The following is an 18,454-nucleotide window of genomic DNA, read 5'->3' as shown; positions in this document are numbered from 1 at the left end:
TTTAATAATTAAAAAAGCCCATGGCATCCCATAGGCTTTGGTTTGAGTTAATCTAATATTTCAACACGCGCTAATTACATCAATGCTCGCACAATGGTCGGACTGGTTCGCACCTGGGCAAAGTTGATATCCACAGTGATGATGTCATCACCACCGCCGTCAGGGTGATTGGCCTCCATCACTTCGAGCTGCGGGAAATTCAACGAGTATTTACTGCCTTTGCTATCAGTAATATCAAACGTCAGCGTAAACACATCACGGGATTTGATCGCATCGATCCACGCTGCAGATGTAGCAGAGAACATGAATGAAGCATTCGCCTCAATATCCATCATCTTCTCTAAATAAAACTCTGGTGTATATTTGCCTGAGCCAATACAGCGAATGGCTTCTAAATTGTTGTTGAATGACAATGTGAGTGACTGCAGACAAGCTTTTCCTTGAATTGACTGACCATTAATCAGCAGCTTATCAACATTTGGCATACTGACCACGGGACGGCTTGACGCTGCTACAGGATTCACTACAGGATTGACTTGTTGACGGGTAAATGAACTACCAACCAGACCAAAGTTACCTGTGATCTTTCCTGTAGTTTGAATCGTAATTTCACCTGTATTAACTTGCACACCACGATAGATAAAGACTTGGCCAATATCTTCAAAGACTTTTACCAAGGTCAGCGATTTACGTACACCACCGCCAAAACTGATTGCATTTGCAGCCCAGTTATTGAATGCCAAGACACTTAGGAATAGATCAAAAGTACCGATCGACAATTCAAACTCCAATTGGCCAGTAACCTCGGCTTCTGTTACAGCTGCACCCTGACGAAAGCGTGAATCCACCACTTCATTACTTTGTTCTGTTGAAACGTTTTCAGATAACCCATCTGAAACACGGCGGACGGTATACCAAATTGGATTTGCTGGAGTAGTTCCCAACACTGCTTCTTCACAAGCATATAAACGGATTTTTGCGCCTGAACTCATTTATAGTTCTCCCAAATTTAGGCATTAAAAAACCCGCTGATTAAGCGGGCTATTAAAAAGTTCATTAAAGTGGCTCGTCTGTGACTTCTGGTGGTTCAACACCTGCCATTGCTGCAGCTACTGCCTCAGTTAAGTTTGTGAGCTGGAAATCAACAGGCGGTTCAATTGGTGACTCAATTTCATGCCCCGCCTCTTCATGTAGACGAATATCAATCCAACGCCCCACAGGAATATCTAGCGGATTTTCTAGATCTGCTACAACTGCAGCAAGCTCAAAATCAAACTTGCGCTTGTAAGTTTTAACTGAGATATCGCCGTTTCCTAATGTTTCATATACAACTGCGACAATCGTATTCCCATTTGCATCCTTAGGTACTTCGATATACCAACCTTCCTGGGCAAAGCCTAATGATCCTTTAATCAGATAATCACCAACACCATGTTTCTCAAACTTAATCGGCTGCTTTTTAGCATCCATATTGAGATCAATATAATCACTAAATAGCTTAGCAACTGGAGAAGCTGCTTTAAGGAAACCTGAACCATCAACAGTCGTGTTATGTTCACCCCGTAAAGCATACCAAGGTGTATAACTGCCATTGTAACCTCGGCGTCTAAACCCAAAATAGTTGGAAGATGTGCCGATACAAATGTGAGCTGCATGCTCTACTGTGCTTGCCACGTTTAAACCAATGACATATTGGGCAAAAGTACCAGGATAATCTCCAGCTGCACCGGCATTAGCCGATGTACTTTGCAAGCCTAAAAAACTACCTCTGTTATCAAAACTTGCTAACGGTGCGGAGGTTAGCATGAAGTTCGTGGCAAAACCGTTATTCACCAAGCGCTGATATTCTATTGAACTTGCGTCAACTAGACGACGCCACGCGGACCAAGTTGCTAAATCCGAAGTAGATCGATACCAAATTCGTCCACTCGTTGCTGAAATATACACTTGGCTTCGATAATTGTTTGAACCCGAAATACTTGTAACGAGCAAAGAGCCTACAACACCAGTTTCAGGAAAATTTAAAGCCACCGTTGCACTAGCAAAAGTATCGTTACCATAGAAACCCACGGCGGTTATGTTGTTTAAGTCTGCACCACCTACATCCGTATTGCGTAATGGTTTTCCAAATCCAAAATCTCCAACACGTAATACGCGACCAACAGTGTCATCAGATACTGATGTTGTTAGCGTTCCACCCGCGGCAGTGCCAGCACCTTGTACCTGAGACAAATTCGGATTTAAATTTGGGATGCCAGAAGCAAAAGGCAACATGAATTGCCGCTTACCTTGAGCAGCATTGTAGGGATATGGACGATGATCCCAATTAAATTTAAAAACTAGATTGGCCATTATGCTGTCACTCCATCAATTACCTGAAACGTTAAAGTCTCAGAATGTTGAGTTACACCACCGACCACAGCCTTAATATCCATCTGACATAAACCCAATGGCCATACCGAAGTGCTTGCACCTGATTTAATGTTTAACCAGCCCTTTTGATTTGCTTGGTTTAATGCAACGCAGGTTAAAGTCGCAACAGCACTCCCATCAACAAGGGCTTTCACCTGCGATGTAAATGCAAAACCTGTTAAATCAATTGCACGGCGTACATCATCAGGCGGAAATTGCAAAGCCTCATCAGTATCAACAAGCTGCAGATTAAGGTTGAAGGTGTCACCGCGCTTAAAAACAAAATTGCTCATAAGTGATTCCTATAGTCATAAAAAAACCACCGATGAGGTGGTTATGAAAAAGACGTAAAAAAACCACCTCTCAAGGTGGTTGATTAAATATAATAAAAACTAAAAAGATGAGTTATAAGCATGAGCTAGTTTTGATAAATAATCTGCTCGTTGAAACCGCTCATATGACTGCTTACTACAAATCATAATGAGCATTAGTAATGCTCCAATCAAAATAAGGTTAAAGCTTGTAAAAAAGACGAATAAGAACACTACTAGTAAAACAGTTGTAGCTATAGCCCACCCATAACCTCTTTTTCGTTCATTGAACACCTCATATTCAATTGACTCAGATATGGATTGTTTTTGTTTTTCCAAGTTGTCAATAAATTTAACAACAAAGTAAACAAAAGAAACAATGAAAATTAGTAAGAATATCAAATACATATTCATTAGGTTAAATCCTAAGGATTTTCAATTTATTAAAAACTATATTAGTAAAACAAATATAACTCCAGAGACAATATTTAGTTGTTTTTTGTTAATAAAGCAATTCTTTAATTCACCGTAAATCCTATGGTCACATTGTATTGCACAAAGTCTGTATCTTGACCGACAAAAATTAATTGTCCCTGTAAACATTCTAGATGAGCAGTTGAGTAATATTCGAAATGCTGCAGTAATGCATCGCTGAGCTCGGTAATAGCTTTCTCTCCAGTATGAAGTCGGTCAAAGCATTGAATCAAGATGATGCCGGTTCGCCGTGTGCTTGGCTTGTCAGCAATACCTGAGATAAAGCTTGATCCACCCGCTATCGTTAAACGACACCACAAGCCAGTTTCAGGCACTTTAAAGCTTGGGGCATTTGGATACTGGATTCGTTCTTGATCAATGCCAGTGAAGCCCTGCATACGAGTAATGATGGCTTGTCTTGCCTGTTCAAGTGTCATTGCCATTTTAAACACCATACTTTTGAGAAATGAAGTTAAACGTAGTGCTATAAATCCCTTGTGGTGCTTGCTTCGACCAACCATTTTCTAAACGCTCAGCATAAGGTTGATTGTTCTGTATATAGACCAGATTGCCCAGCTTAATCCGTACCGCTTGAACTGCAGCATCCTGCATGGCGTTTGTTTCAGGACCACGTTTTCCAAAGTTACCAGATCCGATCGATACAATATGAGATGCACGATAAGCACCAGTATCAACTGGACTGGACACCACTAAAGACTGCACCGTATCCATGGTGATTTTCTGAATGAGTTTTTCAGTTCCCTTAACAACTGCTACGCTAAAGTCAGTTGGCTTTTTCCCCTTCCATCCCATCTCTCACCTCGCTTTCTTCATACATCTTAAATAGGTCCTGAGCGATAGCCTGAATTGAATACGCTTCAAATTCGGTACTCGGATCACGTTCACCCATTAACAGTCTAACTTTTTGCCAAACATGTACCGCTTCATGCAAAAGCAGCCCAAAAACCTCAATTGGATTTCGATCCGAAGTATCACCCAATTGCACCACCGCATAAGCGCCATCCTGGTAATAGTCCACTTGTGCAGCTGCACCTTCAATTGAAAGGAACCGATCAGCCTCTTGCATGTCATCAAATAGTAGATCCATGTGTATTTGGTTGCGGGCAAGTGTATATTGAACATGCTGAAATGGTGACATGTACCATTCAGGTACATAGTTTGTATTTACCATGATTCCTCACTAACAAGGCAAAGGCGTTTCATACTGTTCACGCCCATCAAATGAGTAATGAATAAAAATGCCATCCTTATAATCGGGATGGCATTCACAGTGAAAAAGTGTGTGTGGTTTCAGATCATCATCAGGTACTACCTGAACACTGTCATGAAATTTATAAACTGTCCAAGTCATTTTTACTCCAATAAAAAACCCACCGAAGTGGGTTTAGGTTGAAATATTCCAAATACTATTTTTTTGGCTCTTTTTTAAATGTAACAGTAATCTTATGTTGAAGCAGGTTTTTACCAACTTCGTAATCTGGATTTAAAGTAAAGAGATTGTGAGCAACAATACCAACTGCTGTCACAATTCCAATCCCTTGATCCAAAATCCCAGCTGCTACCCCCGCAATACGACCTTCAGTATAAATACGGCACGTTAAACCATTACCTTCAATAGTTTTTTCAACTAAATTTACACATTCTTTAATCTTGCCGCCAACACCTAAAATCTCAAATGATTTTTTACCTTTAATCATTGATTCCAAGAAACTGCTACTCAAATCATCGTATTTAATAGTTTGCATAAAGTTCAAATTTTAGAATTAATACAACATAATTAAATCAACTATAAAGTTATATTTCAACAGTTAAACATTCCTCAACTGACATTTCCAGATTGTTTCCGCTGGATCCTGCTGAATATGCATGACTCGAAACTTTCCAAGTGGTGTAAACCACTCATCGTCTATTTTCGGTACCATGGTTACCTCATTCTGCAGAACAACCGCCTTTTTATCTGTGGCCAAGACTCCAAGGGTTTGGATCTCGTACTGACTATATGAGCCAAACAAGACACCACGGCCAGAATAATTCTCTTTAATAGCCGTGTGGGTTTCAGTCAAAGGATTCCAATCAGTTTTTATGATCCGCTCACACGAAAATGATTGCACAGCATCTGCCAGATCTTCATTAAATGCCTCAGCAATATCCGCCTGCAGTTCATCACGTAAGCTCATTAGATTTTCCTCACAAAGAATACTGAAGAGCGTTTGGTGAAGGGTTTAATCAGATCCAGAATGTATTGCTCAGTAGCATTTAGCTTTATCGATCCGTCCTGGTACTCCTTTTCTGACTCTACCGTATCAGCCTTAACCTTTTTACGTTTTAAGGCCTGTTCCTGCCCTTGGTAGAGCTCACCCTTCATGATGCCTTTAATGATTTCGTAAGAGGCTAACTTTAACGCCTTAGGCACTAGTGTCACATCCTCATAAGATTTCACGTTTCGGGCGATCAGATAGGCTTCCGCCTTTTGTAGATAATCAGCCTTATCACTGACAGATAAAGCATCAAAGCCTACAACATGATCAATTGCTTCTTGTTCAGTGATAAAGCTCATGGATTATTCCTTAGGCTCTAAAGGGATAAGTGTAAGTAAGTCGTCTTTACGAGTAACGCCGTCAAATGAAATGCCTTTTTCAGTTAACACAGCCTTAATTTCATCAACCTTTAGTGATGAATAATCAACAGGCTTATCCTGTTCCTGATCATCACCAGTCTGCTGATCATTTTGCGGTAGATTATCACCTTCAGGCTTTTGATCACCCGCACCAGACTCCAGCTCAGCAATACGTGCTTTCATTGCTTCAGGATCATTTTTGAATGCAATAAATTCACCTTTCACACCTGCCAATTGCTCTTCAAGTTCATTCACTTTTTCTTGTGTCATTTGTCGTTCCCGTGCTCGGTTAAATGATGAAAGTCCCATGTGAGGATCTCCAAATAAAGTTTTGGGCTGCCTTCCCGTAATTACCAAAAGGCAAAAATACTAAAGGCGGGATTACCCGCCTTTTAGTTATTTGATCTTGTGCTTGAATGCCACGATACGGATCTGCTTAGGATCGTATACACGCTCCCAGTTTGTGCCCAACGCAAGACCAGCATTATTTGGTGCAATACCTGTAGCACCTGCCCATTTGATACCACGTGGATGCAATACAAAGTGACGGCGGTTAATCAGAATGTCGATACCCGCCAAGCTATCACGATCTGTTTCCACTCCAACTGGCGCACCTACGTCCTGAAAGCCAATTGCACCTTGGCCAAACAGGAATGATGTAAATACATCACCATCAACAGGCATACCATCATCAACAATGACACGGCGATCCATAAAAGTTTTATAGAGCAACACACCATCCGCATCACGAACCGTTTCAATCAAACCTTGCTTAGACAGTGCTGCCATTGTTGCCGAGTGCATAGAAATCGCCGTCAGCTTGTCGACAGCATCGCCAAGTTTGTATGACGCATCAACAAATGAAGATCCATCGATCACCGCTGCTGCACCAGCACCTGCCGAGATGTCATGAACGTTATCTGCCATGCTTGCAGCACCAAATACGCCCTTAAGTGTATTTACCGTGAAGCCTTGGAACTCTCGCGCCCAGTAATCGGCAACTAGGTCACCAACAGCACCCAATGGATCATCACCAGACAATGCTTTAGCCAGATCATTGGCACCCCATGCCTTACCACGAGCATGAAGGATTGCAATATCTTGGCCTGCGGTAATGTTGTTTACAGTGAGTGCCTTGGTGTCTGTAAGTACTTCGGACTCACCGCTTAAATCATTCCAGAATGGAATATTTGCCGTGGTACCGCCGTTTGTTCCAAAAGCAATTTCGACATCAGGATCACCGACAATGCCCGATTGCCATAATGCAGATTTCTCTGCAGTCTTATTTAAAACGTATGGGGTGAATAATTCTGGAACGATTACATCAGCAATTTTTGTTTCAGCCATTTGGCCTTCTCCTTAAAGATTAATACCGTGTTTTGCAGCAAGCTCTTTGGCCAGCTGCGGATTTTCATTTCGTAATTGCGCAAGTTTGGTCAGATTCACTGAACCATCTGCTTTGAGGATGTCCACCTGACCTTTGGTATTGGTACTGCCCTGTGCACCAGATCCATTTGGTTTTGGCCAGAAGTAAGGCTTTTGCTCTCGAAGGGATTCAACCCATTCTTTTGGTGATAATGGCGTCTTGCCATCTTTACCAATGATCACTTCACCTGATTCATCCACAGCTACTGCTTTGCCGTCCTCATCTAAAGCGAATTTAGATTGAGCAAGGAATGCAATGTCTGCAGTCGCTTCTGGTAGTGCTTCAAGTTCAACAGCGGCTTGTACAATCTGGCCCTGTACCACTGATTGCTTAAACTTATTTGCATAAGCCTCAGCATTGTTTGCTCGTGTTGTTTCAGCATTCAGCAACTTGGCATGTTCTTCACGCATCTTCTCGGTGCGCTTCTGAATCACTTCGTTTACCTTGCCCTCAGCAATCAGCTTGGCTTCTTCGTCCTGGTCAAGTTGGGCAAACACCTTTTTCACAATTTCTGGATCGATACCTTCAAATTGTTTCTGCAGGCGTTGTAATTCGCGTTGCGCAGTCTTAGCGGCATCACGCTCGCTTTGTAGTGCAGACTTCAAACCCTTTGGATCTTCGTAGCCTTCTAAGTCAAGGCGGTACTTCCCGTTCTCCTCAACATACAAAGCACGATGTTCTTCTTTGATCTGGTCCAGTGAATCCACAATAAATGGCAATGACATGTTCAAACCTCTCGTTTGATTAAGTTGAGCCTTTTCTCAAGGCATTAAAAAAGCGTCCTGATTAGGACGCTTCATTTCTTTTGATCTTTAAAATAAGTTTTAAACAAAATTATTTAGGTAATGAGCTGGAGTGGAACCAGTATGCTGGCGGAAAAAAACAATGAATGCGCTATCGCTAATAAAATCAAGTTGCTGTGCGACTTCACTTATTTTCAGCCCTTCAGATAGCATTTCAATCGCTTTTAACAATCTCCATTGCTGTCTCCAACTCTGATAATTCATTCCCGTATCACGAATAAATATTCGGCTAATTGTACGCTCACACGCCCCAACCAACTGAGCTAGATGACTCAATCGTAGAGGTAAGTCACCTTTACGAATGCTATCTAGCCATACGTCCAGACGGGGATCTGTGGGATATATTAATTGCCAATTTTCAGTTCGTGCGGCCTGTATTTCCTCACAAAAAACTGTTAGTAAACTCGACTGTTGTTCAGCCTTCATTCCCCATGGCCAGAATGCCATTCTTTCTATTACTTCAAAAAATAAAGAGTTGATCTCAACAATCTGCATTGGTAATTCAGATAAAGTTAATGTAGGAGAAAAATACAAGGAACGATAAGCCATAACCCCACGCATTATCGCACGATGAGCTGTACCTGCAGGAATCCAAGCTGCGCGACGTGGAGGAAGTATACAAATAGTTTTATCTAATTCTATTGTAATACTTCCTGCTGCAGAAAAAAGTAATTGATGACGAAGGTGGCTATGCCGTCCTGAATCATGTATTCCCATATCGGATGCAATTCCAATGACAGGATCTACAAAAACATCAGGATCAAAAATAGCATCCGGTGCAATTATCAAAATTTGTCCAATAATTAATATATTCAGTCCTTATTATTGTAATCAGACACCCCTGTTTCAACAATAATGCCCTTCAATATATCTATTGATAAATCATGGCATGAATTCTATATCTCGCCCCCCATTGTGGTTATTAACTCTTCTCATTATGTTCCCACAACTTGTTGAAACTATATATAGCCCTGCTCTTCCTTACATTTCTAATTCATTTGGTGTTAGCCATGAACAAGCTTCGCAGACACTATCCGTTTACTTCTTAGCCTTTGCCTTCGGGGTTGTTCTATGGGGGTGGATGAGTGACACAATCGGCAGACGTCCAGCGATAATTTCAGGCCTCATCTGCTATGGAATTGGAACACTGTTAGCAATCACAACAACAGAATTCAAAATATTATTATTCGCACGAATGGTTTCAGCTGTGGGTGCTGCAGCTGGATCTGTAGTAGTTCAAACGATGCTTCGAGACAGTTATGAATCAATTAAATTAGCTAGTGTATTTTCAATTATGGGTGCGGCATTGGCTGTCAGTCCTGTTTTCGGTCTACTAAGTGGAGGTTGGCTAGTAAGCCAGTGGGGGCATATGGGTGTATTTATAGCCTTATCATCACTCGCATTACTTTTACTCATACTTAGCGCTACGCTTCTACCAGAAACACGTCCCATGCATATACCTAAGATGCAAATATGGACATTAGCTACACGTATGTTTCATGATTATTCACTTTGGCAAAATGCCATGTTAGTTGCTTTGCTTAACACGATGATTTTCAGTTACTACAGTCTCGCTCCATTTCTTTTCAAACGACTTGGTTGGAATTCAGAAACATTTGGATGTACAGGGTTAATACTAGCATTCTCCTCTCTAATGGGCAGTTTGCTTAATCGAAAACTACTCGCCTCAAAGATTAAACCAGAAATTTTGATCAATTATGCTTGTCACGTAGCTCTTTTATCTGGTTTGATCGCGTGGCTATTACAAACCACCTTTTGGATCTTGATTCCTATGACTGGAATTGTCCTTGCATACGGCATTGCCATCCCAAACATACTTAGTCAGGCACTCAGTCATTATCGTGAACATGCAGGTAAAGCTGGTGCTATATTCGGTCTAACATACTATTTCATGTTGGGATGCATGCTTAGCCTTGTTGGGTTAGTACAACAATTGGGGCTTGTTCTGGCGGTCTGTGCCTTTATAACTTTAGTTTTTAAACCAAAGTTCAAGCCGAACTAATAAAAAATGTTTACATCTAAACATATTCGGCCTGATTAACTAAGTTAATCAGTCTTTTGAGTACAATCGGTAACACAGGTAAAAACATATTTATCTGGTCGATCTATCCCAGATACATGAGTAAAGTTCAGGTAAATATCACGAATATTTACCTCTGTTTCAATTTCAAACTTATTGGCCAGCTCTGCAATCTGATTGGTTAAAGCCTTTTCTAACTCTTCCTTCTGCGTACAACTATTAGCTATTGATACCTTTTACATTTTAAGTACCTCTACTTTTGTTAAATTCCAAGCTCCTTAAATTTTAGACCATCCAGCCTTCTGAGATGTTCTAGTGTGTAAAGCTGTCCATCAGGATCAAAGAACTTATCAAAATCAAATTTACCTTCCTTATAGAGCTTAAAGCGCTTGGGCCCTAACCACTCTTTCTGAAAGAAATCATCTGTTTTATTAAAAAACTCTTTAAAAGTCGTGTTCGCATCAATTTGGCCGATCAGCTGATCGCGCTCATCTTTAGGAATGTCCTTCACCCGACGTTCATCCATTACAAAAGGACGTTCACCTTCTAACAGGCCATCTTTATCAACAGGAACCAAAATACTCCGACAATTTGGATGCAACGGTGGTACACGCTTTGCAGGATCATGGATCTCCCAAACAGTACCATCCAATGATGCACAGAGTTTTGATGTTCTCCCATCCAGTATTGCAACCAACCTGACGTACTCAAACCCTAACTGATTGAAGCTATCTAAATATGCTTGATTTGCTATGTGGCTGCGTACCGTTCTCACCGTGCGCTCGATGTCAGCCTTACTGGTATTTAGGATGCCGTCCTCATAATTCTGGCGTTTGGTACCACGAATGCGTTGGATAATTTCCTGATTGGTCTTGCCGCCGCTGATACCATCCCGAATCGAATATTCAACTTTCTGCCGAGCTCTTTCTGCAATCTTCAATAAAAGATCATCAACAAGAGCACCGCCAATTAACGGCGTTTTCTTGGCTAAAGAATAAAGCTTATTTCCGTTTGGCTTCCTGGTCTTGCCGCCGTACAGCTTGGCAGTGTAATTTGCCTCATATACCGCCAAAGCTGTGGCAGAAACGGCGAAAACCTCAGGAATGGAAGTACTTAAACTGGCGAACCACTGTAAAATGAGATCACGAATCTCTTTGAGGTTGATTGTGGTATACAGCCCACCAGCTAAGGCCACCTTCTCAGCATCGCTTAACTCATCTAACAAATCCCGAAGCTTTGAAAGCATTTGGCCTGATTCTGAGTTAAATAACCTGGTTAATTCATTCACCGATTGAGATGAGACTCGATATAAATAAGCCTGGTGCTGAGTGAGCACCTCAATCAGAATCTTAATTTCATCTGAAGCCATTTAACACCTCTACAATGGCAAACTATCCCGCTCTGCTTCCACACGTTTCAATTCATCTTGATATTCATGTGATGGCAATTTACCTGTAGCGATATATTCCCAGTATGTTCTAAATGAATTCTTACCTTGCAAAGCTCCTTCATAAAGCTGCTTGGCCAGATTAATATCATATTGCTGAACAATAAATTCAGGCTTCACGGTAAAAGCATATTTAGATGGATCTAACTTGAGCCACTGAGCCGCATACTTAATAGCTTGTTCAAGGGCTTCGGCAGCACACATCACAATGCTGTGCAAACTAGCATGCTGATCATCCTGACGCGCACGGCGGGCTTCACCCGATTCCTGAGTATTGGTATCAATGACCTTGGCACCAGCTTCCAGTGCTGCATTCTTTTGGGCATCCATTTCCTTTTTGGTCATATCAATCCCATCACCTGAGATTTCCAAGTAACCACAGGTTGATTCCTTAGGTAAATCCCATACGGCCATTACACCTGTGACACTAATATCAGATTCATTATCCAGACCGCTAATCCAAGGTTGAGGGTGCGCCGTATGGTGCAAAGACTGAAAATAATCTGCACTCAACTGGTAATACTTCAATGCTGCTTTAGCCATCGTCAGCAATGGTACCGAACCCACATGCGGTGAATTATCCGTGGTACCGCAAAATACAAACGGCGTAAAAGAAAGTTGGTTACCACCCAGATCAGGGGTTTTATCTTCTGGTATTGAACCATCGAATAAACGTACAGTTAAAGCGCCGTCTTGCATGGATAAAACACGGTGTACAATTTTAGTGTCATGGCCAAATTCATCAGCACTGTTATCAAACTGCTCCTCGAGCACCAACAGCTTAAGATCCTTACGCCCTCCGATACTATTTTCTTTCCAGTTGATAATCGAAAGCGCATCATACATAGCGAAATAAGGTACTCCGTCCCCATCTACATCCACCAATAAGCCACAGCGACCGCATTCGAGCAGTTCAACACATATCCGGATAAATAACTGCTTAAGCCCAAACCCATCATTGGTCGCGTTATTAATCAAGCCAACAAGCAAAGAGCTTTCAATAACAATGTCTGGCTCAAGCTTTGACACCAAGCCGATCATGGTCCGCAATGAATCTTGAACCCATAGCGGATATTGAGCACGGTTCACATAAGCCTTATAGATCTCACCTGCGGTATCACCTTGCTTCTCTGCTTCAATCATGCCTGCTGATTTGGGTAAATACCGAATACTTGCCTGCTTTATCTGCTCTTCGCCAGCAATGGCATCACGCATCATCTGCCAGCTTTTTTGTGCAGCAATATACTGCGGATGTTTATCAGTAACTGCCATAAAAACACCATAAAAAAGCACCTTTAATGGTGCGTTGATTAATAAGACATACCGCCGATTCGACGCCGTTTAAATACTTTCTGAATAATGATCGGGAACCGCTTCGCCAGTGGATAACCGCCTGCATCACCTACGTGATCCAGCCCGACACTTTTATCCGGCATTCCGAATGAGTCATAAATCTGCTGTTCTAAAGTTGCCGTAAAGTTTGGGCATTTATTGGTATTCACTTTCAGGTTTCGCTCACCGTCAGCATTCAGGATCTGGGCATTTACCGCATTGATCCGGTCTTTAATGCCTGGATTAACGCCATTCACTTCCACCTTAAATCCGTTCTTTTTAAGAATTGCATGATCTGACTCACTAAATCCCTTTGATGAAGTCGCTTGACCTGAGGCATCAGGTATTACAGTAATGTCATGCTCAGGAAAGCGCTCCTTGATTAAATAGCACATTGTTGGCGTGTCTCTTACTCCAACCAGCTCATCCAACGCTCTTGGCTTGCCTTCACGAATGACATAAACCACTGCGGCCATTTTCAGTACGTTAAAGTCCATGCCGATGAGTAAAGGTTCATTTTGGTGAATTTCCTCATCTGTATGATTCAGCACTCGATCAAAGTCTGGATAAACAGCTCCACTGGTTAAGTTGACGAATTGCCCTTTCAAATAAGCTGAAATCAATTGCGGGGGATAAGACTCGTACAATGATGAAATATAGTCATCTGGCAGATTGGCTTCATTGTCATAGGTTGAAGCCTGAATCATTCCATACAAGGCTCGTTTAGCTGGAGTTGAATTGGCTTCTTTTACAAATTGCTCATAAGTAAATTTAAAACCCTCAGGCGTAGTGGCAACATCAATACCATTCAGCAAACCAACTTGCTTAAAACGCATACGAGCAATAATTTTACGCCACGCTTGTTGAGCTTTATGCGTAGCCATAACATCGAGCTCATCAATCAATGCATGACCAATCTTGAAGCCGACAATTGAGGAAGGATTATCCATTGATCGACAAATAATCGTCGACCGATACTGGCGACCGTAGTACAGATCTACTTCTTTATTTGATTGATACACTTTTGTCCTTAATCCCCAATCAAATGCTACCTCATCAATGGTGGGGTAAAAAATATCCCTAATTTGAGAATAAGTCGGGGCGAAATAACCTAAACGTACTTTAGGAAACTCCCAAGCTTTATGACATAGTGATCCACAACCTACCCAGGTCTTTCCCCCTCCAAATCCAGAAACAAACGCTCTAAACTTATTCTCCATTTGAAGAAATTTAGCTTGCGGTACATTCAGCGTCGGGTTGATATTCGGCATCTTTTTTACTCGCATCTACAACTTGAATGGTTACTTTTACTGGTGTTGGATCGTCAGCACCTTCGCCGTCACCATTCCTGATTTTTTCAATCTCAAGTTGTTTCAATTCAAGATCTAGCAACTGGGTAGAATGGCCATGCATTTCATCCTTAACTTGCTTAATGATGTTCTGCTTAATGACCTTGTTCTTGGTTGTGTCATACATTTTTTGCAGTTCATTAATACGAAATGACTTATTGGCCAACGGAATATCAAATACATTATTCCTAAAATCCTCACGTGTCTTTTCAAACAATAATCTGAATTTCTTACTTAAGTTTTTTCCTGCGGCTTTAGTTGGGTCGTAAAGTTGTACCTGTTTACGATCAATTTCAATGTTAAATTCTTGCTTGACAGCATCTGCAACCTGTTGAGGGGTATCCATGCATGCAAGAGCTTGAACAATATAAATTTTCACTTGTTCTTTTAATGCAGCCATACCCCTACCTTTGTCTAGCTACGTCTAGCTAAATAGATAAAAAAAATGAGCCTTATGGCTCAACTAATAATGCAAGTTCCACAGCATCTGGAGATATTCACATCAGATACAAACGGCGCTTGCTTCGCCACTTCTATAAGTCGCTTCACGTTCTCGCTTGCTCCCCATCGTTTCACTACACCGACAAACTCCTCAACATCATGTCCAGTGAGATAGTGTTTTGGTAAACCAGTCATATCGCTTAAGAGTGGCTCACCATCTTCATCCCGCTCGACTCCGATGTGGTACAGCTCATGCTCGATCAATGCACAAAAATCAGGGTCGCTGGCTTGCTCGCAAAAACTGGCATCAATTGTGATGAGGTAAACCGGTACATAACCAAACCAGTCTCGCATCTGCTGCTCTTGCCTAGCTTTACGCCAGCCGCCTTGGTTGAACATCACCTTTTCACATTGGCCAAGGACCATACGCTTTTTAGCTACACATGCAGATGATGCCCAAGCAAATGCAAGAAACTCTTCATTGTCATGGATGAGCTCAGCGATATGGTCATGATCAGGATTATGTAATGGTCCACCGATAGTTAAAAAGTTCTTTACCACCCAATCCATAAGATCTGGTGCAGGTGCTAAGCGGATGGCTTCTTCTTCGTCGGCTTTGTCCATCAACTCAGTCGGTGGAAATGGTCTTATTTGGCTCATTGAATTTATGCCTCTTTAAATTTTTAAGCCATTGGTCAGCATGACTGGCATCGATTTGAGTTGGTCCAGACTCATCAATCTTGTACCGGCTTGAAGATTCAATCCTTACAATGGTATATCCCTTCTCCCAAGCCTGATCATATTTATCCAAGCTCCATGCTTTAAAAGCTAATTTACCCTTGCGACCACCAGACCAAGGGCCACCAGAAATCTCAATCAAGATTCTTTGCTCAATGAGATGAAAGTCATATCGCCAGTGTTTTGTAGAATTAAATTGGAATAATTTTTCGTACTTTATTTCAAAAATCTGTAGGGCACGTTCAATGTCCTCAAATGCCTCAAGATATGCTTGCTTCGCCTTGGGTAACGGCGTATTACGCGGCTTTGATTTACTCTCGCGCTTTCTTGTGAGTTCGAAATATTTTGACGTATCCATAAATTTCACCCATTAAAAAACCCGCCGAAGCGAGTTAAATAGTTTCATTAAAGGATTGTAGAAATTCCGTAATTTCATAAATATCACCAAACTGCAAGGTTACACTTGAACCATCAGCATTATCCCGAGTTGGTCCAAAGTAAAAAATTACCTGTGAAGTCTCGCCTAAAATCTTTGCATAATTAATATTTTTAGTATTAATGAAATAATCATCGTACATAACAAACATATTTATCTCTTTATTTTTTGGAGATATTTTTATAACACATCACGGCGATTTGCGGATAGTGGAACGAACCCCGATGTGCATGATCAGGGTTAAAAAATCTTATGTTCAGGGTTAAGAAAAATAGACTTTATACATCGCCATAGTTCAGGTGCCGGTGCAAAGTTAGGTGTGTCTTGGGCATATATCCATTCAGGTGGATATGGCCTTTGCTGAATAACAAATCCGACTTCGTTCATAAATTTTACCCATTAAAAAACCTACTCTTATGAGAGTAGGTTTAACCTTTGTTCTTTAACGCTGAATTAAGGTTATTATTGCTCTCTTTTATAAAGCCAATCGCAAATACAACCAAAATTGAGACATATACCAACAAAATATTTTAGCTAATCTAAACAATTATCTACTTAATGTAACCCTTAAATGTTACCCATATATTCAATAATCCTTTTTGCCTTAATGCTTTCATCAAGGTGCTCAAAGATCCAAAAGGTATACGTTAATCCATTCTTATGGAACTGGGTTTTTAAATATTTTTCTTTCTGCATTGTGTCAATATTCGTCAAATAGAAAACGTCTCTTTCAAAATTTTCAATGTAAAAATCCGTTTCATCTAATGATCCACCAATAAATTTATTCATCATTAGCCCGCATAAAAAAAGAAAACAATCTATCATAAAAAAAATCCTACTAAAAAATTTAGTGGAATTTGCATTCATTGAAGTGTTTCTAACTATGAAAGATATCTAAATTTCTCTGCTAAATACTTGTTTGCAATTCTGGTTGTCTCTATAAAAGGTAACTCACTACAAAGCCAGAATCTATAAGTAGTTCCTCCGACAATGTAAGTCTGACGATTGTAAGTAGATTTTTTGCTTGAATCTATTTCACTTGCCGCAAAATGAGCACCTTCTCTACTTGTCACCACTTTACCGTCTAAATCACCACCAATACAAATATGCATAATAATATTCCATAAAATTATGAATCTATAGCATAACACATAAATTAAAAGGCCCCACCAGTAACATCTGTGTTAGCGGGGCTTATATATCTAATTATAGTTAGAAAATTGATATTTATTAACCTTGAAAAGATTTATTAGTTTTGGAAGCTTATCATTTTCTCGAAATATTCCAGTTAATTAAAAGACCCAGACCTACACAACTAGCGGCTAATACAAATGTTGTGGAATAATTAAACTGCAAAGCAATTAAACCAAACAATGGAGCGCAAACTGCATAGGAAATATCTTGAAAAGCTGAGTAAACACTCATCGCAGTACCTTGTACATGAGTTGGTGCTTTTTTGATTAACTCAACACCTAGAGCTGGATAGACTAATGAACAACCCAGTCCAGTTAAAAATGTACCTGCAATAGCTAGTAGAGCATTCGATGCCATACATATAGTTGATAACCCAATCAATTCAACTGCTAATGAAATGCCTGCAATCTTGTAGCCTGAATAAATATCCGTAATATGACCAGCAAAAATCCGTATTAACACAAACGCAATACCAAAACTAGCTAATGCATATTCAGAATATAACCACCCCTGTGCTTTAAAATAAAGAACTATAAATGTACCTATACATGCAAAGCCTACCCCCTGTAAGGCAAGAATTAAGCCATATTTCCACACATAGGCCATTACTTGTTTTAAAGCAAGTGGTATACCTTTATTTACTTTTACAGCATGGATTGGATAATAAATTATGAATGCCAGAACTGGCAGAACCAACATCAATAACAGTAGACTCGAAAATCCGTAATAATTAAATATTGTCAGACCAATTGGTGCACCAATTGCTAAAGCACCAAAAATAGCCATACCAGTTAGAGAAAAAAGTTTACCTGCTTGTTTCTGACCAAACAGGCTAAGCCCCCAAGCAATATGGCCACTAATCAATAGGCTTTCAGCATAGCCATGACATATACGTCCAACAAGTAACAAAAGAAAATTAACGGTTAACCCCAAAGACATTACTGTCGCTAAATAATAAAAAAATAATGAAATGAATACCGCTAGAATTCCCTGTAATGTAGCTCGCTTTGAACTTACATTATCCGATAAGCGCCCTGCATATGGTCGCGTCAATACTGTTGCAAAAAAATGAAGCCCAATAGCTATCCCTACACCAAAATTATTAACTTTTAATGTGTCATGTACAAAAACAGGAATAGCTGCCAAAGGTGCTGAGATAGTCAAATAACAGAAAAAAACAGCTATTACCATAGAAAGTAAAGTCCATGATTGATTGCTATTTTTAGATTCAAAATAATTCATAGAAACCTCCAATGAGGATTTGGAGGCACAACGCATCAAACCCTCATTGTAAAAATGAGAAATGATGCGTTGGATAACGGTAACGCTTACGGAGTACTAAAACTCGATAATTATGATAAGAAAAGTAAACTTCTAATGCAAATTTTAATAATTTTTAAATATTTATCAAA

At 40.4% G+C, this 18,454-nt stretch carries 26 protein-coding genes and 1 pseudogene; 1 reads left to right on the top strand and 26 read right to left on the bottom strand.

The genetic code is table 11. The features are described 5' to 3' along the window. Nucleotides 1-74: 74 nt before the first annotated feature. The 14 genes from V6E90_RS05805 to V6E90_RS05740 form a co-directional block, all read right to left on the bottom strand. Nucleotides 75-992, bottom strand: coding sequence for a phage tail tube protein (locus tag V6E90_RS05805; RefSeq protein WP_332604779.1), 918 nt, complete (start codon nucleotides 990-992; stop codon nucleotides 75-77). 64 nt (nucleotides 993-1,056) lie between these two features. Next, on the bottom strand, nucleotides 1,057-2,352 hold the full coding sequence (locus V6E90_RS05800) for a pyocin knob domain-containing protein (protein ID WP_332604778.1): 1,296 nt from the start codon (nucleotides 2,350-2,352) through the stop codon (nucleotides 1,057-1,059). Continuing rightward, entirely contained in the window at nucleotides 2,352-2,705 is a 354-nt protein-coding gene (locus tag V6E90_RS05795) for a hypothetical protein (protein WP_332604777.1), read from the bottom strand. Before V6E90_RS05795 ends, V6E90_RS05800 begins: the two co-directional genes overlap by 1 nt. A 536-nt stretch (nucleotides 2,706-3,241) precedes the next feature. Beyond that, nucleotides 3,242-3,640 carry a hypothetical protein gene (locus tag V6E90_RS05790; RefSeq protein ID WP_332604776.1) on the bottom strand — a complete coding sequence of 133 codons (399 nt, stop codon included), beginning with the start codon at nucleotides 3,638-3,640 and terminating at the stop codon, nucleotides 3,242-3,244. A gap of 1 nt (nucleotide 3,641) precedes the next feature. After that, nucleotides 3,642-4,010 carry an HK97 gp10 family phage protein gene (locus V6E90_RS05785; RefSeq protein ID WP_332604775.1) on the bottom strand — a complete coding sequence of 123 codons (369 nt, stop codon included), beginning with the start codon at nucleotides 4,008-4,010 and terminating at the stop codon, nucleotides 3,642-3,644. Further along, entirely contained in the window at nucleotides 3,982-4,389 is a 408-nt protein-coding gene (locus V6E90_RS05780; protein ID WP_332604774.1) for a hypothetical protein, read from the bottom strand. The genes V6E90_RS05785 and V6E90_RS05780 overlap by 29 nt, the downstream gene beginning before the upstream one ends. Nucleotides 4,390-4,398: 9 nt before the next feature. Beyond that, complete coding sequence (locus V6E90_RS05775; protein ID WP_332604773.1) at nucleotides 4,399-4,569, bottom strand: hypothetical protein; 171 nt, start codon at nucleotides 4,567-4,569, stop codon at nucleotides 4,399-4,401. A 55-nt stretch (nucleotides 4,570-4,624) separates the two neighbouring features. Beyond that, nucleotides 4,625-4,963 (bottom strand): hypothetical protein, encoded by a 339-nt coding sequence (locus tag V6E90_RS05770; protein ID WP_332604772.1) that lies wholly within the window; start codon nucleotides 4,961-4,963, stop codon nucleotides 4,625-4,627. A 63-nt stretch (nucleotides 4,964-5,026) separates the two neighbouring features. Next, nucleotides 5,027-5,395: a glutamate 5-kinase gene (locus V6E90_RS05765; protein WP_332604771.1), complete on the bottom strand. Its 369-nt coding sequence runs from the start codon at nucleotides 5,393-5,395 to the stop codon at nucleotides 5,027-5,029. Further along, a complete protein-coding gene (locus V6E90_RS05760) occupies nucleotides 5,395-5,775 on the bottom strand; it encodes a hypothetical protein (protein WP_332604770.1) in 381 nt (126 codons plus the stop codon). The genes V6E90_RS05765 and V6E90_RS05760 overlap by 1 nt, the downstream gene beginning before the upstream one ends. 3 nt (nucleotides 5,776-5,778) lie before the next feature. After that, entirely contained in the window at nucleotides 5,779-6,144 is a 366-nt protein-coding gene (locus tag V6E90_RS05755; protein WP_332604769.1) for a HeH/LEM domain-containing protein, read from the bottom strand. An 87-nt stretch (nucleotides 6,145-6,231) separates the two neighbouring features. Then, entirely contained in the window at nucleotides 6,232-7,182 is a 951-nt protein-coding gene (locus V6E90_RS05750) for a major capsid protein (RefSeq protein WP_332604768.1), read from the bottom strand. Between the two features lie 12 nt (nucleotides 7,183-7,194). Continuing rightward, nucleotides 7,195-7,986: a hypothetical protein gene (locus V6E90_RS05745; protein ID WP_332604767.1), complete on the bottom strand. Its 792-nt coding sequence runs from the start codon at nucleotides 7,984-7,986 to the stop codon at nucleotides 7,195-7,197. A gap of 99 nt (nucleotides 7,987-8,085) precedes the next feature. Continuing rightward, nucleotides 8,086-8,853: an AraC family transcriptional regulator gene (locus tag V6E90_RS05740; protein ID WP_332604766.1), complete on the bottom strand. Its 768-nt coding sequence runs from the start codon at nucleotides 8,851-8,853 to the stop codon at nucleotides 8,086-8,088. 100 nt (nucleotides 8,854-8,953) lie between these two features. Between V6E90_RS05740 and V6E90_RS05735 the strand changes: the two genes are divergently transcribed. Further along, nucleotides 8,954-10,087, top strand: coding sequence for a multidrug effflux MFS transporter (locus tag V6E90_RS05735; RefSeq protein ID WP_332604765.1), 1,134 nt, complete (start codon nucleotides 8,954-8,956; stop codon nucleotides 10,085-10,087). 44 nt (nucleotides 10,088-10,131) lie between these two features. On the opposite strand, the gene V6E90_RS05730 is transcribed toward V6E90_RS05735, so the two are convergent. The 12 genes and pseudogenes from V6E90_RS05730 to V6E90_RS05675 all read right to left on the bottom strand — a co-directional run bounded on the left by V6E90_RS05730 (nucleotide 10,132) and on the right by V6E90_RS05675 (nucleotide 18,284). Continuing rightward, entirely contained in the window at nucleotides 10,132-10,332 is a 201-nt protein-coding gene (locus tag V6E90_RS05730) for a hypothetical protein (RefSeq protein WP_316249700.1), read from the bottom strand. Between the two features lie 35 nt (nucleotides 10,333-10,367). Further along, nucleotides 10,368-11,474, bottom strand: coding sequence for a minor capsid protein (locus tag V6E90_RS05725; RefSeq protein ID WP_332604764.1), 1,107 nt, complete (start codon nucleotides 11,472-11,474; stop codon nucleotides 10,368-10,370). A 9-nt stretch (nucleotides 11,475-11,483) separates the two neighbouring features. Then, nucleotides 11,484-12,824 carry a DUF4055 domain-containing protein gene (locus V6E90_RS05720; protein WP_332604763.1) on the bottom strand — a complete coding sequence of 447 codons (1,341 nt, stop codon included), beginning with the start codon at nucleotides 12,822-12,824 and terminating at the stop codon, nucleotides 11,484-11,486. 38 nt (nucleotides 12,825-12,862) lie between these two features. After that, nucleotides 12,863-14,155: a terminase large subunit domain-containing protein gene (locus tag V6E90_RS05715; RefSeq protein WP_332605077.1), complete on the bottom strand. Its 1,293-nt coding sequence runs from the start codon at nucleotides 14,153-14,155 to the stop codon at nucleotides 12,863-12,865. Continuing rightward, a complete protein-coding gene (locus tag V6E90_RS05710; RefSeq protein WP_332604762.1) occupies nucleotides 14,115-14,633 on the bottom strand; it encodes a DUF2280 domain-containing protein in 519 nt (172 codons plus the stop codon). The genes V6E90_RS05715 and V6E90_RS05710 overlap by 41 nt, the downstream gene beginning before the upstream one ends. A 59-nt stretch (nucleotides 14,634-14,692) precedes the next feature. Further along, entirely contained in the window at nucleotides 14,693-15,334 is a 642-nt protein-coding gene (locus V6E90_RS05705) for a putative metallopeptidase (protein WP_332604761.1), read from the bottom strand. After that, nucleotides 15,303-15,770 carry a hypothetical protein gene (locus V6E90_RS05700; RefSeq protein ID WP_332604760.1) on the bottom strand — a complete coding sequence of 156 codons (468 nt, stop codon included), beginning with the start codon at nucleotides 15,768-15,770 and terminating at the stop codon, nucleotides 15,303-15,305. Before V6E90_RS05700 ends, V6E90_RS05705 begins: the two co-directional genes overlap by 32 nt. Before the next feature lie 34 nt (nucleotides 15,771-15,804). Next, on the bottom strand, nucleotides 15,805-15,999 hold the full coding sequence (locus tag V6E90_RS05695) for a hypothetical protein (protein WP_332604759.1): 195 nt from the start codon (nucleotides 15,997-15,999) through the stop codon (nucleotides 15,805-15,807). A gap of 13 nt (nucleotides 16,000-16,012) precedes the next feature. Then, nucleotides 16,013-16,235 (bottom strand): annotated as a pseudogene (locus V6E90_RS05690) (putative metallopeptidase); the annotation flags it as partial. A 180-nt stretch (nucleotides 16,236-16,415) separates the two neighbouring features. After that, nucleotides 16,416-16,637: a hypothetical protein gene (locus tag V6E90_RS05685; protein WP_332604758.1), complete on the bottom strand. Its 222-nt coding sequence runs from the start codon at nucleotides 16,635-16,637 to the stop codon at nucleotides 16,416-16,418. A gap of 92 nt (nucleotides 16,638-16,729) precedes the next feature. Further along, nucleotides 16,730-16,960, bottom strand: coding sequence for a hypothetical protein (locus tag V6E90_RS05680; protein ID WP_332604757.1), 231 nt, complete (start codon nucleotides 16,958-16,960; stop codon nucleotides 16,730-16,732). Between the two features lie 154 nt (nucleotides 16,961-17,114). Continuing rightward, nucleotides 17,115-18,284: an arabinose transporter gene (locus V6E90_RS05675; RefSeq protein WP_332604756.1), complete on the bottom strand. Its 1,170-nt coding sequence runs from the start codon at nucleotides 18,282-18,284 to the stop codon at nucleotides 17,115-17,117. Nucleotides 18,285-18,454: the final 170 nt, after the last annotated feature.

Origin of the sequence: Acinetobacter sp. ESBL14, from assembly GCF_036668815.1 — a bacterium.
Lineage (GTDB): Bacteria > Pseudomonadota > Gammaproteobacteria > Pseudomonadales > Moraxellaceae > Acinetobacter > Acinetobacter gyllenbergii.
Note: the sequence above shows the minus strand (reverse complement) of the source record. Positions and strands in the feature narration are given on the sequence as shown.

Bases quoted from the DNA above. Each gene is read 5' to 3' on its own strand.
- V6E90_RS05755 (WP_332604769.1), bottom strand. From the start codon at position 6,144: ATGGGACTTTCATCATTTAACCGAGCACGGGAACGACAAATGACACAA.
- V6E90_RS05725 (WP_332604764.1), bottom strand. From the start codon at position 11,474: ATGGCTTCAGATGAAATTAAGATTCTGATTGAGGTGCTCACTCAGCAC.
- V6E90_RS05745 (WP_332604767.1), bottom strand. From the start codon at position 7,986: ATGTCATTGCCATTTATTGTGGATTCACTGGACCAGATCAAAGAAGAA.
- V6E90_RS05750 (WP_332604768.1), bottom strand. From the start codon at position 7,182: ATGGCTGAAACAAAAATTGCTGATGTAATCGTTCCAGAATTATTCACC.
- V6E90_RS05770 (WP_332604772.1), bottom strand. From the start codon at position 4,963: ATGCAAACTATTAAATACGATGATTTGAGTAGCAGTTTCTTGGAATCA.
- V6E90_RS05715 (WP_332605077.1), bottom strand. From the start codon at position 14,155: ATGCCGAATATCAACCCGACGCTGAATGTACCGCAAGCTAAATTTCTT.
- V6E90_RS05790 (WP_332604776.1), bottom strand. From the start codon at position 3,640: ATGGCAATGACACTTGAACAGGCAAGACAAGCCATCATTACTCGTATG.
- V6E90_RS05765 (WP_332604771.1), bottom strand. From the start codon at position 5,395: ATGAGCTTACGTGATGAACTGCAGGCGGATATTGCTGAGGCATTTAAT.
- V6E90_RS05785 (WP_332604775.1), bottom strand. From the start codon at position 4,010: ATGGGATGGAAGGGGAAAAAGCCAACTGACTTTAGCGTAGCAGTTGTT.
- V6E90_RS05705 (WP_332604761.1), bottom strand. From the start codon at position 15,334: ATGAGCCAAATAAGACCATTTCCACCGACTGAGTTGATGGACAAAGCC.
- V6E90_RS05795 (WP_332604777.1), bottom strand. From the start codon at position 2,705: ATGAGCAATTTTGTTTTTAAGCGCGGTGACACCTTCAACCTTAATCTG.
- V6E90_RS05685 (WP_332604758.1), bottom strand. From the start codon at position 16,637: ATGAATAAATTTATTGGTGGATCATTAGATGAAACGGATTTTTACATT.
- V6E90_RS05760 (WP_332604770.1), bottom strand. From the start codon at position 5,775: ATGAGCTTTATCACTGAACAAGAAGCAATTGATCATGTTGTAGGCTTT.
- V6E90_RS05775 (WP_332604773.1), bottom strand. From the start codon at position 4,569: ATGACTTGGACAGTTTATAAATTTCATGACAGTGTTCAGGTAGTACCT.
- V6E90_RS05780 (WP_332604774.1), bottom strand. From the start codon at position 4,389: ATGGTAAATACAAACTATGTACCTGAATGGTACATGTCACCATTTCAG.
- V6E90_RS05735 (WP_332604765.1), top strand. From the start codon at position 8,954: ATGAATTCTATATCTCGCCCCCCATTGTGGTTATTAACTCTTCTCATT.
- V6E90_RS05805 (WP_332604779.1), bottom strand. From the start codon at position 992: ATGAGTTCAGGCGCAAAAATCCGTTTATATGCTTGTGAAGAAGCAGTG.
- V6E90_RS05695 (WP_332604759.1), bottom strand. From the start codon at position 15,999: ATGTTTGTTATGTACGATGATTATTTCATTAATACTAAAAATATTAAT.
- V6E90_RS05710 (WP_332604762.1), bottom strand. From the start codon at position 14,633: ATGGCTGCATTAAAAGAACAAGTGAAAATTTATATTGTTCAAGCTCTT.
- V6E90_RS05800 (WP_332604778.1), bottom strand. From the start codon at position 2,352: ATGGCCAATCTAGTTTTTAAATTTAATTGGGATCATCGTCCATATCCC.
- V6E90_RS05680 (WP_332604757.1), bottom strand. From the start codon at position 16,960: ATGCATATTTGTATTGGTGGTGATTTAGACGGTAAAGTGGTGACAAGT.
- V6E90_RS05700 (WP_332604760.1), bottom strand. From the start codon at position 15,770: ATGGATACGTCAAAATATTTCGAACTCACAAGAAAGCGCGAGAGTAAA.
- V6E90_RS05720 (WP_332604763.1), bottom strand. From the start codon at position 12,824: ATGGCAGTTACTGATAAACATCCGCAGTATATTGCTGCACAAAAAAGC.
- V6E90_RS05675 (WP_332604756.1), bottom strand. From the start codon at position 18,284: ATGAATTATTTTGAATCTAAAAATAGCAATCAATCATGGACTTTACTT.